Here is a 12,021-nt window from a genome sequence, read left to right as displayed (position 1 = left end):
CCTGAAAGAAAAGGACAACCAGATGACACATCCCCACGCGAACATCCTTGGCACCGTCGGCAACACCCCGGTCGTGCGCGTCACCCACAACGTCCCCGAGGACGTGGAGCTTTACGTCAAGCTCGAGGCGTTCAACCCCATGGGCTCGGTCAAGGACCGGCTGGCCCTCGGCATCATCGAGGCGGCCGAGCGCGACGGCACGCTGAAGCCCGGCCAGACCGTGATCGAGGCGACCTCCGGCAATACCGGGATCGGGCTGGCCATGGTCTGCGCGGCCAAGGGCTATCCGCTGGTCGTGACCATGGCGGAAAGCTTCTCCGTCGAGCGCCGCAAGCTGATGCGCTTCCTCGGCGCGCGGGTGATCCTGACGCCAGCCTCGGAAAAGGGCACCGGCATGATCGCCAAGGCGCGCGAGTTGGCCGAGAAACACGGTTGGTTCCTCGCCCGCCAGTTCGAGAACGAGGCCGGCCCCGACATCCACTCAAGCACCACCGCCGAGGAGATCCTGGCGGATTTCGGCGAAAACGGCCTGGATTACTGGGTGTCGGGCTTCGGCACCGCGGGCACGATGAAAGGCGTCGCGCGGGTCCTGAAGGCCCGCAGCCCGCGCACCCGCATCATCGCGGCAGAACCCGACAACTCGGCGTTGCTGAGTTCGGGGGTCGTGCAGCCGTTCAACGATGACGGCTCGGCCGCCGCCAGCCACCCGGCCTTCCGTCCGCACCTGATGCAGGGCTGGACGCCGGATTTCATTCCGAAACTGGCACATGACGTGATCAAGGCCGGCCACATAGACGAGATCTGCCCCGTCCCCGGCGCCGCGGCGCTGCGATGCGCGCGCGACCTCGCACGGGCCGAAGGAATCCTGTGCGGCATATCCTCAGGCGCGACCTTCGCCGCCGCGCTGGACGTCGCGCGCCGCGCGCCCAAGGGTTCGCGCATCCTGGCGATGTTGCCCGACACGGGGGAGCGCTACCTCTCGACCCCGCTGTTCGCGGAGATCGAGGAAGCGATGAACGCCGAGGAGCAGCAGATCGCCGCTTCGACCCCGCGCTTCCGGTTCGACGCGGCCCCCGCAGCCGCGGCCCCGGCGGCCCCTGTCGCGGCCAGCGCGGAAGCCCTGGCCGAGGTGCAGGCGCTGATCTCGGACCCGGAGGAGCCGGTGGTGCTGTTCGCGCTGGAGTGGTGCGAATTCTGCTGGTCCGTGCGCAAGCTGTTCGCCGCCGCCGGGATCGCCTATCGCTCGGTCGACCTGGACGGGGCGGCCTACCGCGACGGGGATCGTGGCGGCGCGATCCGCAAGGCGCTGGCCCAGGTGACCGGCGTGCCGACGATCCCGCAGATCTTCGTTGGCGGCACCCATGTGGGCGGCGCGACCGAAACCTTCGACGCTGTCAATGACGGGCGTTTGCAGAAGATGCTGGCAGAGCTTGGCCACGCGGCGGACACCACCGGGATCGGCAACGCCTACAGCTTCCTGCCCGCCTGGCTGCACCCGCGCAAGCCCGCGCCGGACCAAGCCGCCTGAGGAGCGCAGAGATGCACGTTGACGCAGAATCCCGCTACCGCTGGGTAATCTTGGCGGCCGCCTCGGCCATGCTGGCCATCGCCATGGGGCAGCTCGTCAACGGGCTGTCCACCTTCTTCGAACCGCTGGAGCAGGCCGAGGGTTGGCGCCGGGGCCAGATCGCCTTCATCAACACCGCTGGCCTGGTAGGGCTGGCGGCGGGGGGGATCGTCATGGGGGCGCTCGCCGATCGGATCAACATCCGGCTGGTGGTACTGACCGGCGCACTGAGCTTGGGGCTGGCGTTGATCGCCGCGTCCTTCGCCACGGCGCTCTGGCAGCTCTATGCCCTGTTCTTCCTGGCTGGGGCACTGGGCGGCGGCGCGTTGTTCGCGCCCCTGTTCGCGCTGGTCGGTACGTGGTTCCGCACCGGCGCGGGGCTTGCCATCGGCATCGCCTCTGCCGGGCAGGCGGTCGGTCAGGGCAGCGCCCCCCTCGCCAATACGCTGCTGGTCGCCGAGTTCGGCTGGCGCGGCGCATTGCTGGTGATCGGCATCGGCGCGCTGGTCACGCTGGTGCCGCTGGCGTTCCTTCTGCGCGCGCCGCAAAGCGCAAGCACGGCGAGCGGGGCTGAAGCGCCCCCGGCCGCCGCGCCATTGCCGACCCCGCTGATCACAACCGTGCTGAGCCTGGCCGTCGTCTTCTGCTGCTGCCTGATGGCGGTTCCGCTGATGCACCTGCTGCCGCTGATTCAGACCTGCGCGATCCCGGCCCCGGAGGCAGGCGGCGTCGTATTCGTGATGATGCTGGCCGCCGTCGCCGGGCGCATCGCCTTCGGCAGGCTGGCGGACATGATCGGCGCCTTGCCCGCATACCTTGTGGCCAGCAGTTGGCAGACCGCGCTGGTGTTCGGGTTCGTGCAGCTTTCGGACCTCAACCAGTTCTACCTGTTCGCCCCGATCTTCGGCTTCGGCTATGCCGGGGTGATGACGGGCCTGCTGACGACGATCCGCACGCTGATCCCGCCAAGGTCGCGCGCGGGCGCCAGCGGCATCATCATCGCCTTCGCCTGGTTTGGGCACGGGTTGGGTGGCTACATGGGCGGGGCCATCTACGACATCACCGGCACCTATGAGCGGTCCTTCGCGATCGCGAGCTTCGCCGGCGTCGCGAACCTGCTTTTGATCGGCACCCTCTGGTGGATGTGCCGCCGACCCGCGCAAAAGCAGCTTACCGGCGCAGCGCTTCCCGCGTAAGCGGGGGGCGCAACCCTTGGCAGATGCGGCGCGGGCGCGGTTGATTTCACTGGATTATCGCGTTTGGTTCATAGTATACAATTTGTAAGGCGGTGAATCCGGAAGATCAGCAGCGCCCGTATCGAGGAACCAGAAATGACCGCCGAAGCCATGCTGTTGGGGTTCGATCTCAACCTTTACGCAATCTCTTTCGTCGTGATCGTGGTCGCGGCTGTCGCGCAATCCTCCTTCGGGCTGGGGTTCGGCGTCGTGGCCGCGCCCGTGCTTGCCCTGATCGATCCGGGCATGTTGCCGGGGCCCTTGCTGGTCCTTGCCATGCTGACATCGCTGATGGTGCTGATCCGGGACCGCAAGGACGTGCGGTTCGGCAACCTCAGCTATGCCCTCGTGGGACGTGTTGTCGCCAGCGTCCTTGGCGCCTTTTCCGCCAGCATGCTGGGGGAGCGCGAGTTCATGATGCTGTTCGCCGTGCTCATCTTGCTGGCCGTCGCGCTCAGCCTTACCGGGCGGCGGGTTCTGCCCACGCGGCGCAACCTTTTCCTGGCCGGGTCCGCGTCGGGCTACATGGGCACCATCACGTCCGTGGGCACACCGCCGATGGCGCTGGTCTACCAACACTCCCCCGGCGCGGAGGTGCGGGCGAACATGTCCGCGTTCCTGACCATCGGGGCGCTGGTGTCGATCCTTTCCCTCATGGGGTTCGACGCCTTCGACATGACCGAGATGATCTTCGCGGTGTCGCTGACGCCCGCGCTGGTGCTGGGCTTCCTCGCCTCCGGCTATATCAAGACCTATATCGACAACGGCTGGATGCGCCCCTCGATGCTGGTACTCTGCGTGCTGGCGTCGCTGACGCTGCTGGCCAAGAGCCTGGCGCTGTGACGGCGCCGGCCCTTCAGGGCCGGCCCAGGGTCACCCGCCACAGACCCTCCCCTTCACGATAATCATGGTCTGCACCGGGGGCGTTGTGGCTCCTTGCGACGGGTGCAACCCCGGCGCCGCGTAATAGCCCGCAGCACCACGAACGGCCGGGGTTTCCCCCAGCCGTCGCGGTCGCGAAGCGGTGGCCCTGTACGGCTGATGTTCGGTGAAAGGGAAAGGATTGTCCCGCCGGGGGGCGGGACAATCTCAGCGGGTCAGCCAGGCCTCGGCCTTCTGGACCACGAAGTAGATGGCGACGGAGATCAGGCTGAGGATCACGATGGCCGCCATCACCATGTCCATGCGGAAGATCTGGCTGCCATAGACGATCAGGTAGCCAAGACCCGCTTTCGACGCCTGGAACTCGCCCACGATCACGCCCACGAGGCTGAGCCCGATATTGGCCTTCAGCGTCGCCATGAAGGTGTGGACGTTGCCGGGCAGCACGACCTTGCTCAGGATCTGCCGCTTGCCCGCCCCAAGGGTGCGCGCGAGCTTGATCTTGTTCGGGTCCGTCTGGTTGAACCCGGTGTAGAGCATCAGGATCGTGATGAACAACGAAACGGCAATCGCCACGGCATAGATCGAGCCCGTCGGGCCCAGCCAGATGTAGAAGATCGGCACAAGCGCGATCTTGGGCAGCGCGTTGCCGACCACGAGGAAGGGATCGAGGATCCGTTCCAGCATCGGCGAAAGCCAGAGGCAGATCGCGATCGCCGTGCCCAGCACCATCGCAACCGTGAAGCTGATGACCACTTCCATCATTGTCACGCTGATATGCCAGCCGAGGTTTTGCAGCGCGAGCAGTTCCAGGAACCCGTCCCAGACCGCCGTCGGGTAGCTGGTGAGCATCGGGATCACCAGCTCCATCCGCGGGGCGACTTCCCACAGCACGAGGAAGGTGATCAGAAGCAGCGCGCGCGCGGCCTGCACCATGAAGCGATCACGGGCCCGCAGGGACAGCCATTTCTTGTAGGCAGCGCTCGGAGGTGCTGTCGCAGGGGCCTTTGCGGGCGCCTCCACGGCGGAAACGGTCTCAACCATGGTTCTCCATCTCCGTCCAGATTGTGTGGTAGTAGTCCCGGAACTCTTCCGCGTCGCGCGCATCCATACTGCTTGGCCGTGTCGGTCCAAGACTATCGAAGGAGATTTCGTGAATGCTCTTCAGCCGGCCCGGGCGGGGGCTGAGCACGACCACCCGGTCGGCCATGGCAATGGCCTCGGGGATGTCATGGGTGACGAGGATCGCGGTCTTGCCCTCGCGGCGGATGATGTCCCCGATTTCTTCGGCGATGGCCAGACGGGTCTGGAAATCCAGCGCCGAGAACGGCTCGTCCAGCAGCAGGATATCCGGCTCCATGCACATGGTCCGCCCAAGGGCCGCGCGCTGCCGCATCCCGCCCGACAATTGCCCGGGCGTGTGGTGCAGGAACTGGCCCAGCCCGTAGCTTGTCAGGATGCGCTCGGCCCGCTCCCGCGCCGCAACCAAGTCCATGTTGCGGATTTCCGGGCCGAGCAGCGCGTTTTCCAGGATGGTGCGCCATTCGAACAGCGTATCCTGCTGCAGCATGAAACCCACCTGCGGCGACGGGCCGGTCACGGGCTTGCCGTCGATCAACACCTGCCCGTCGGTCGGCCGCATCAGCCCGCTGAGCAGGGACAGCAGGGTCGACTTCCCGCAGCCCGATTGCCCGACGATCGAAACGAACTCGCCCTGATCGACGGAGAAACTCATGTCCTTCACGGCATGGGTTTCCCCGGACTCCGAGAAGTAGCGCAGGTTCACATTGCGAAATTCGACTTTGGGTGGCGCCTTGCGGCCCCACCCTGAAGCGACTTCCTTGTTCATTCGGTCACCTCGAAGAACTGTGGATCGACCAGGCGCTCATAGGGGATCGCGCCGCCGCTGGGCATCAGGCCGTTGGCCTCCAGCAGCGCTTGCAGCGCGGTCATCGCCTCTGGCGTGACGGCTGGCGTTGCCTTCCAGACCCCCGCTTCGCGGTGCCGCGTGACCGAGGAGGCAAGCTCTTCGGCACTGATCCCCGGGAAGTAGGGCGCGAGAGAGGCGGCAACCTCTTCCTCGGGGGCTTCGGCGATCCAGGCCTCGGCGCGGGCAATGGCGCGGGTGAAGCCGCCGACGATCTCGGGGTGTTCCGCGATGAAACTCTCGCGGGCGATGAAGACGGTGTAGTCGATCTCACCCACGGCCTGGCCGACGTTGGTCTGAACGTGCAGCCCTTCGGATTCCAGCTTGGTCACGTCGGGCTCGAAGAAGGTCCCGTAATCGGCCGCCCCGGAAAGGAAGGCCCCCATTCGCGCGGGAATGGCGACATTGGTGATGATTTCGACGTCCTTGTCCGGGTCCAGCCCGGCATTCTTCAGCGCCTCGCGCAGGAAGTTCGCCGGGGCGGAGCCGACGCGCCACCCAAGGATCTTCTTGCCCTTGAGAGAGGCCCAGTCGAACGGTTCTGCCGCGGGCTCACGCCCAACGAGGAACGATCCGTCCGTGCCGGTAAGGCCCGCGAAGATGCGGATCTTCTCCGGCGATTTTCCGGCCTCGACGTAGACCGTCGTTTCCGGCCCGGCGAGGGCGATGTCCACGGAGCCACCCAGGATCGCCGCCGTCACCTTGTCGCTGCCCTGGCCCGCGACCAGGTCGAAGTCGATCCCCTCTTCCGCGAAAAAGCCACGGTCCAGCGCAACGTAGAGCGGTGAGTAGAACAGCGAATGGATCACTTCCATGAACGAGATCTTGGTAACCTCGTCAGCACGGGCAATGTCTGGCGCAAGCCCGAACGTGACCGCGGCCAGCCCCGCAGCAAAGGCCATCCGACGCGTGAATTTCATATTTCTTCCCCTGTGGTCCGTTATGATAATTCTTTTATTATCCGGTTGATACCACTTTGGTTCTTTGTATACAATAGTCTTGTTTAAACTTTTGATCGCCCCGCGATCACCCATGTTTTACCACGGAAAAACCCGGCAAGCATGCCAGCAGGAGCGAGAATGAGCCAGATCCACCCCTTCGAGATGCCCGCCTGGGCGCAGGACCGCATTTTGGCCCGCCAGGGGCGCCCGCTCGTCTTCGACAAGCAGCCCGCGGACAAGACCGCCCTGGTGGTGGTGGATATGCAGACCTACTTCCTGGATCCCGCAAGCGGCGCGTCGGTGCCGAACGCGCGCGCGATCGTGCCCAACATCAACCGGCTGGCGGAAGCCTTGCGGGCCGCGGGCGGGAAAGTCATCTGGATCCGCACCCTGTTCACCGAAGAGGCGCTGGCCGACATCCCGCATTTCCACCGTGAACTGCTGACCCCCGAGCGGTTTGAAACCCGCTGCGCCGCGCTCGACCGCTCGGCGGAGGGCTCGCAGCTGTGGCCGGACCTGGACGTGCGCCCAGAGGACATGATCGTCGAGAAGACGCGCTACAGCGGCATGATCCAGGGCGCGGGCGATCTTGAGGCGCAACTGCGCGACGCCGGGATCGATACGCTGCTGATCACCGGCACGATGACAAACGCCTGCTGCGAGTCGACCGCGCGGGATGCGATGATGCGCAACTTCCGCACGACAATGGTCCACGACGGCTGCGCCTCGATCCGTGACGATGAGCACGCCTTCGCCCTGATCCATTTCGCGCTGTTCTTCGGCGACGTGACCGGTACGGACGAACTGATTCAGCGCTATGGCTGACGGCGCGTCCCGAGGACATCGGCTCCGATTCTGCCCCATTTGCCGCAACTGGATCGGGCGGCTGCACCACGGGGTCGACTGAATCGAACAAGCAGGGACATGACGGTACACCGATCGCACCTTCAGTGGGTCAACATCGCGCGGTTTAAGCGTCAGCCCTTGTCGGCGCTGACCTGTGCAGGCAAAGGTCGGCGTCGAAAAACCTCCAGGGGCCGGGGACGCGTTTGGGGTGGATCACCAGTTCCCTCGCGATCACCTGGGGGTCCTTGAACACCTCTTCGAGGGTGTTGATCGGTCCCGCCGACACCTGCCTGGCCTCCTGCGCCGTCAGGAAACTCTCCGATGACCACGCGGAGATGGCGACCGACAGGCTTTCCGTCAGCGCCTGACGGTTTTCCACCCGCAGGGGGTTGCAGGAAAAACGGGAATCCCCGGCCAGCTCCGGCACCCCAAGCACGGCGCACAGGCCGGCGAACTGGCGGTCGTTGCACACCGCGACGATCACGTGCCGTGTTATGAGCGTCGTGCTTTATGTCGATGGTGTCTGGACCCGCCTAGCGCCGCGGCCGGGATGGCGGGCATGGATCGAGGACGAGGGACTTCTGCTGGTCTGGGACGGCGCGGCCTGGGTGAGCATCCTGCCCACCGTTCTGCAGAAGATGGGGCTGCTCGGCATCGGTACCACGGCGGATGCCGCCAACCCGTTCTCGGCCAAACTGGACGCTGCGCTCTGGACGGCGAAGACCGCAACCGAGGGCGGGACCGGCGATCTCACCTACACCTTGAACAAGGAGGCAAAGGTAGATGATCTCAGCCTCACCCTCCAGACTGGCTACGCGACCAAGGCACTGCTCGGTCTCTTCGACTCCGATGATTTCCAGCTCGCAGTCTCCGATGATGGTAGCGCCTTCTTCGACACGTCCAGCGTGGACCGGCTGACCGGCATCATCGATCAGCCGCGCCTTCCTCGCTACAAGGGGATACACGAACTACGATAACTATGTCTGGGTCGATACCTGGACAAAACCCGCCATCAACAATACCGACTACAATGACCAGAACACCTTCGATGCCGGGAACAACTATTTCGTCGCGCCCGCGGATGGCACGTATCTCTTCGGCGCGACGCTTTTGTTCATGGTGAATTGCAGCACATCCTCCCGGATGCGCGGGCGGCTGGTGGTGAACGGATTGACCGAGATAAGGTGCTCGCTCGAAGAGAGTTCCGGCGCGCATGTCTCCGAAGCCACCGCGCTCTGGTTGCAAACCATGGTGGCGCTCAGCGCGGGCGATACTGTCGAGCTGCAGGGGTATTTTCGGGCGGCGGACCGGTATTTCGCCGCCGACCACACATCGTCCTGGGGGACGAAGGCGGGCTGAAGCTCCACAGAAAAGCCGACGTTCATCGTGAGGGCGTTCGAACATGCAATGAAGCGCACCATCGTGAAAGGAGGGTGGAGCTGCTCAGGTGCATATTGCGACTTCTGCTTCCACAGTGCTTCCACGGGCCTGGAACGCAAATAGCGTCCCGTTTGGCAGGCGCGTAACTGTCTGTGTTATCGAAGGAATTTTTTTCGGGAGTAGGATTTGAACCTACGACCTTCAGGTTATGAGCCGAAACCTGAGCGATTCCAATAACTTAGAAAAATCAGTGGCTTATGCGATAAGCCTTTGATCCCACACATATTCCGTTCCGGTATCGTCCGTCATCGACCGGCGTTCAACGTCCCAAACCGAGCCAAACAGGCGTATGCGGGTTGACGTGGCGTTGACATGAATTGCGCGATCATCAATCGCGCTGCGGAACAGCGTTGCGGAAACCAGCTTCGGTAGGGTGGCTCCGAAGGATGTATCGAGCGGGTTATTTCGGTGGCCCCTCTGGCGGTGTCAGTAGTCGCAAAACTGATAGACGCGCGCGGGGTGACATCCTATGCGGGCTTCATGACCAGTGCAGCCTCCCATATCCCGTCCACCGACCGCATCCTTGCCGGTGTTACCCTGATGGTGGGGTTTTGCGTAACGGCACCTCTGCTCGATGTGGCGGCCAAGCTGGCATCGGGCAGCGTTCCGGTGGGACAGATCACGGCCGCACGCTTTATCGTTCAATGCGCGCTGATGGCGCCGGTTGTATGGATCATGGGGCTATCGCTACGGGTGGCGCGGGGACAATGGCTGGCACTGTTATTTCGCGCGGTGCTTTTGCTGGGCTCGACTTTTTGCTTCATCGCCGCGATCCGCGTCATGCCACTGGCTGATGCGTTGGCAATCGTTTTCGTGGCCCCGTTCATCGTGCTGCTGGTGGGCAAGTTCTACCTGGGCGAAGATGTCGGCCCGCGCCGCGTGGGGGCGGCGATTGTGGGCTTTGTGGGTGTCTTGTTAGTGATCCAGCCCAGTTTCGCGGCCTTTGGCGCGGTGGCCCTGTTTCCGCTGGGCACGGCTGTGGGGTTCGCCTTCTATATCCTTGTGACACGGGGACTGTCGCGGCGGGTTCATCCCGTGACCCTTCAATTCCACACCGGCCTGATCGCCAGTCTGCTGTGCCTGCCAGTGATGGTGCTCGCCCAGGGCACGGGGTCCGACCTGCTTGATCTCGTCTGGCCCGAGGGGATTGCATGGCTCTGGCTTCTGGGGGTCGGGTCTTTCGCCACGCTGAGCCATATGATGATGACCTATGCGCTGTCACTGGCCCCCTCGGCCACGTTGGCGCCCCTGCAATATCTGGAACTGCCAGTGGCAACCTTGCTGGGCTATCTCGTGTTCCGCGATTTCCCCAACGCGCTGACCCTGACCGGCATTGCCATCATCATCGGTGCGGGTCTGTATATGATCCACCGCGAAAGGGTCACTGCCCGCCAGTTGATCACTGAACGTGCGGCTCCGCCGATCTGAGTTGGCCTGCGATCTTCAATGACAAGGATCCTCAACCACGGACACTCCAATTCGAGAACCGGCAGCATAGGACCACTTCCAGCTAAGCCGCCAGTCGGACCACGGTCGGTTGGCGCGCTACCTTAGCATGATGAAGACTGGCAAGATCTGCCATCGCACCTTACGGTAGCTGTCTTGTAGCCACATCACGTGCTAAGGATTGGTGACCGGCGTAATCGGGTCTGCTGCTTTGCATGGACAAATTTTCTGAGCCACTATGCTCTTGTTTGCAGCTTAGATCCCGGAGTTGACCTTGATAGATTATCGTCTCTTCCCATTACTCGAAACGCTGGCGGCATCGAACCTTGATTGGCTGGTGAAAGATATCTTGGCTATCGTTGAAATGGGCGACACACAAATAGCGTCGGAAGGTGCCATGTACGCCGCTCAGGAACGCATCCGACTTGACCAAGACTTGCGGTCTGAGCAAGACGACCAAGCCGAAACAGCCGCTTCAATACCATGGTCAGGGGATGAACAAGTTGCCCTTGCGGCGGATATCGTGGTTAGACGGGTCAAAGAATCGCTTGTTATGGCACGAGCCTCAATCGAAGTTGTTTCGACGCTTATTGGAGAAGGCGAAAGAGCGGATACCGGCTATTCAGTCGAAGGACTGGCTCTTTTAGGGGATGATGGGGAGTCGGCAGTCTCAATAGACAGACCGGCAATTGACCACGCTATAGAATCCTTTGATCAGTTGCGGCTCGCTGTAGAGGAATGGAAGTCAGAAATGCTCAGGGGAGCTTAAACTCTGTGATACCCGGGATCTCTGGAGCGCTGAATTCAATAGTCGGCAGTGCTACTGTGCTGAAGAATGCTGGTGGCGCTGGTCGCATTTACGAGCTGTTTCTGATGACAGCTATCGCAGATAGCTTGCGAGCGGCAGGTGCGAGCGTCTGGATAAAGCGGTCGGACGGTACCCGGATACGTTCTAGCGACGCGAACCGGCAGTTCGTGCAGCGCGGTGGTTCGCCCTCCGGCCTGCCGGGCAGTGCTCAAGGTTCCAACGGTATGAGCGCAATCGCCTTTCAGCTACACAACTCCCGACGGGAGTGGGAAATCTGGAACGGAGTGCAATTCTCTGGAAGGAGTGGCGGGAAGCACGAATTCGATATTGCTATCGTGCCAGCGCATACGGCCTCGGCGCTGCGCGGGCGAATGAGAGGCGGTGTTCCGTTCGGGCGGCCCGTCGTCGCCATTGAGTGCAAGGACGTGTCCACACCTGGGACTATTGATGAGATGCGTGCTTTCGTTGCTCGTCTCTACGATGTAACAGCTCTAAAGGTGCATGCTCCTTACCTATCGAGCGTATGCAGCCCGTTAACAAGCATTCATCCGGGTCAACCTTCCCTTGACGTACCACATGGAACATTTCGAGATAGCAATTTCGCTTGTCGCAGTGTTTTGGTCAGGAGAACCGGGTTCGCTTCGGGGGCTCTGGCTATGACCAGTTACTATTCTATCGATCCGAGGGGCAATATCGTGCCAGGCTCCAGTCAACACACAAGCCTGCTTTCGAACTTGACCGCATGGATCGGTGCAAATTTGATGTGACTTAACTGACATTAGAGATGGGCGTCGGTTCGGAGAATAGGCTCAAGACATTGAGCTGCCCCCCGAAAATCGGACGCTGACGTAAGCTATGATTTGCTGTCTGCTGATCTTCGACGAGAAGGAGATCAGAGATGTCGAAACGGAAGCAGCATTCGCCTGAGT

At 62.7% G+C, this 12,021-nt stretch carries 12 protein-coding genes and 1 pseudogene; 9 read left to right on the top strand and 4 right to left on the bottom strand.

Features of this window, described 5'->3' with window-relative positions:
- Positions 1-22 precede the first annotated feature (22 nt).
- The 4 genes and pseudogenes from cysK to DJ029_RS08610 form a co-directional block, all read left to right on the top strand.
- Positions 23-1,060: pseudogene (cysK, locus tag DJ029_RS08620) on the top strand (cysteine synthase A); the annotation flags it as partial.
- A 69-nt stretch (positions 1,061-1,129) separates the two neighbouring features.
- On the top strand, positions 1,130-1,528 hold the full coding sequence (locus tag DJ029_RS22105) for a glutaredoxin domain-containing protein (RefSeq protein WP_308860935.1): 399 nt from the start codon (positions 1,130-1,132) through the stop codon (positions 1,526-1,528).
- An 11-nt stretch (positions 1,529-1,539) separates the two neighbouring features.
- Complete coding sequence (locus tag DJ029_RS08615) at positions 1,540-2,763, top strand: MFS transporter (protein WP_112322030.1); 1,224 nt, start codon at positions 1,540-1,542, stop codon at positions 2,761-2,763.
- A gap of 135 nt (positions 2,764-2,898) precedes the next feature.
- Complete coding sequence (locus tag DJ029_RS08610) at positions 2,899-3,645, top strand: sulfite exporter TauE/SafE family protein (RefSeq protein ID WP_112322029.1); 747 nt, start codon at positions 2,899-2,901, stop codon at positions 3,643-3,645.
- A gap of 246 nt (positions 3,646-3,891) precedes the next feature.
- Here DJ029_RS08610 and DJ029_RS08605 read toward each other — a convergent pair whose 3' ends face one another.
- Genes DJ029_RS08605 through DJ029_RS08595 form a run of 3 tightly spaced genes read right to left on the bottom strand, consistent with a single transcriptional unit; the run spans position 3,892 to position 6,531 of the window.
- The gene (locus tag DJ029_RS08605; protein WP_112322028.1) at positions 3,892-4,728 is read right to left on the bottom strand and encodes an ABC transporter permease; all 837 of its coding nucleotides are present in this window, start codon (positions 4,726-4,728) and stop codon (positions 3,892-3,894) included.
- Positions 4,721-5,533, bottom strand: coding sequence for an ABC transporter ATP-binding protein (locus tag DJ029_RS08600; RefSeq protein ID WP_112322027.1), 813 nt, complete (start codon positions 5,531-5,533; stop codon positions 4,721-4,723). Before DJ029_RS08600 ends, DJ029_RS08605 begins: the two co-directional genes overlap by 8 nt.
- Entirely contained in the window at positions 5,530-6,531 is a 1,002-nt protein-coding gene (locus tag DJ029_RS08595; protein ID WP_112322026.1) for an ABC transporter substrate-binding protein, read from the bottom strand. The genes DJ029_RS08600 and DJ029_RS08595 overlap by 4 nt, the downstream gene beginning before the upstream one ends.
- 159 nt (positions 6,532-6,690) lie before the next feature.
- Here DJ029_RS08595 and DJ029_RS08590 point away from each other — a divergent pair, with 159 nt between their 5' ends.
- On the top strand, positions 6,691-7,377 hold the full coding sequence (locus DJ029_RS08590; RefSeq protein ID WP_112322025.1) for a cysteine hydrolase family protein: 687 nt from the start codon (positions 6,691-6,693) through the stop codon (positions 7,375-7,377).
- Between the two features lie 145 nt (positions 7,378-7,522).
- On the opposite strand, the gene DJ029_RS08585 is transcribed toward DJ029_RS08590, so the two are convergent.
- On the bottom strand, positions 7,523-7,882 hold the full coding sequence (locus DJ029_RS08585) for a CoA transferase (protein WP_157966315.1): 360 nt from the start codon (positions 7,880-7,882) through the stop codon (positions 7,523-7,525).
- A 10-nt stretch (positions 7,883-7,892) separates the two neighbouring features.
- Here DJ029_RS08585 and DJ029_RS22100 point away from each other — a divergent pair, with 10 nt between their 5' ends.
- The 4 genes from DJ029_RS22100 (at position 7,893) to DJ029_RS21715 (ending at position 11,053) form a co-directional block, all read left to right on the top strand.
- Complete coding sequence (locus DJ029_RS22100) at positions 7,893-8,375, top strand: DUF2793 domain-containing protein (protein ID WP_232823022.1); 483 nt, start codon at positions 7,893-7,895, stop codon at positions 8,373-8,375.
- A gap of 193 nt (positions 8,376-8,568) precedes the next feature.
- Entirely contained in the window at positions 8,569-8,757 is a 189-nt protein-coding gene (locus DJ029_RS22095; RefSeq protein WP_232823021.1) for a hypothetical protein, read from the top strand.
- 561 nt (positions 8,758-9,318) lie between these two features.
- The gene (locus DJ029_RS08575; RefSeq protein WP_112322523.1) at positions 9,319-10,266 is read left to right on the top strand and encodes a DMT family transporter; all 948 of its coding nucleotides are present in this window, start codon (positions 9,319-9,321) and stop codon (positions 10,264-10,266) included.
- A gap of 292 nt (positions 10,267-10,558) precedes the next feature.
- On the top strand, positions 10,559-11,053 hold the full coding sequence (locus DJ029_RS21715; RefSeq protein WP_157966314.1) for a hypothetical protein: 495 nt from the start codon (positions 10,559-10,561) through the stop codon (positions 11,051-11,053).
- Positions 11,054-12,021 lie beyond the last annotated feature (968 nt).

The organism is Oceanibium sediminis, from assembly GCF_003265325.1.
In the GTDB taxonomy this organism is placed as follows: Bacteria; Pseudomonadota; Alphaproteobacteria; order Rhodobacterales; family Rhodobacteraceae; genus Halovulum; species Halovulum sediminis.
The sequence above is the reverse complement of the archived record's forward strand: the minus strand, read 5'-3'. Positions and strand labels throughout refer to the sequence as shown.

Excerpts from the sequence above, each read along its gene's own strand:
- DJ029_RS08615 (WP_112322030.1), top strand. The coding sequence starts at position 1,540 with ATGCACGTTGACGCAGAATCCCGCTACCGCTGGGTAATCTTGGCGGCC.
- DJ029_RS08610 (WP_112322029.1), top strand. The coding sequence starts at position 2,899 with ATGACCGCCGAAGCCATGCTGTTGGGGTTCGATCTCAACCTTTACGCA.
- DJ029_RS08605 (WP_112322028.1), bottom strand. The coding sequence starts at position 4,728 with ATGGTTGAGACCGTTTCCGCCGTGGAGGCGCCCGCAAAGGCCCCTGCG.
- DJ029_RS08600 (WP_112322027.1), bottom strand. The coding sequence starts at position 5,533 with ATGAACAAGGAAGTCGCTTCAGGGTGGGGCCGCAAGGCGCCACCCAAA.
- DJ029_RS08595 (WP_112322026.1), bottom strand. The coding sequence starts at position 6,531 with ATGAAATTCACGCGTCGGATGGCCTTTGCTGCGGGGCTGGCCGCGGTC.
- DJ029_RS08590 (WP_112322025.1), top strand. The coding sequence starts at position 6,691 with ATGAGCCAGATCCACCCCTTCGAGATGCCCGCCTGGGCGCAGGACCGC.
- DJ029_RS22100 (WP_232823022.1), top strand. The coding sequence starts at position 7,893 with ATGAGCGTCGTGCTTTATGTCGATGGTGTCTGGACCCGCCTAGCGCCG.
- DJ029_RS08575 (WP_112322523.1), top strand. The coding sequence starts at position 9,319 with ATGACCAGTGCAGCCTCCCATATCCCGTCCACCGACCGCATCCTTGCC.